A 561-nucleotide genomic window follows, 5' to 3' on the forward strand; every position below is an offset into this window, starting at 1 on the left:
CTCCAGTGCATACCATTCGCTTTCGTCATAGGTTTTTAACTGGCGTCGCTCTATCGCTGCTTCGTGTGCGTCCTCGATGCGCTGTAGCGTCTGGACGACAACTCGCAACCTTGCATCGGCGTTTATGAAGCTGCTCACCATGAGGCGCTTTTCTCGATGCTGTATGAAACTTTCCTCAGCTCTGCCGCTCTGGATCAGGCCGTCAATTGTTCGGCTTGTCCTGTACTCCAGCACATCCAGTTTATCCGACATATCTTGCAGGTATTCACCAAAGGAAGGTGTGAGAATGGTGTTAAGCAATAGCTCAAGCTGGTGGCTCTCACTTTTTAAAATGTCTTTGGTAAGCTCACGGTGTTTATCGTCAAGTGCCTTAATTTTCTTGTCGAAATCTTCCTTTTGCTCCGGCGTCATTTTTCCAATGATGGCTTCTTTACGCGCCTTGAGCGCCTTACTCGCTTCGTGGTTTCTCACGATGGCTTGTAGCTCGTTGAACGTAATCACCTGCACTGGAAGCCATTCATCCGGGCGCTGGTTTCCTTCGTCGCGGTTCCTGCGGCTCTC

General features: G+C 50.1%; 1 protein-coding gene. It reads right to left on the minus strand.

Annotation, left to right across the window (positions count from 1 at the left end):
* Window positions 1–561 (minus strand): hypothetical protein (locus N1032_RS27040; protein WP_259543785.1); only part of this gene is annotated, 561 nt, incomplete at both ends.

The organism is Herbiconiux daphne, from assembly GCF_024979295.1.
Lineage (GTDB): Bacteria > Actinomycetota > Actinomycetes > Actinomycetales > Microbacteriaceae > Herbiconiux > Herbiconiux daphnes.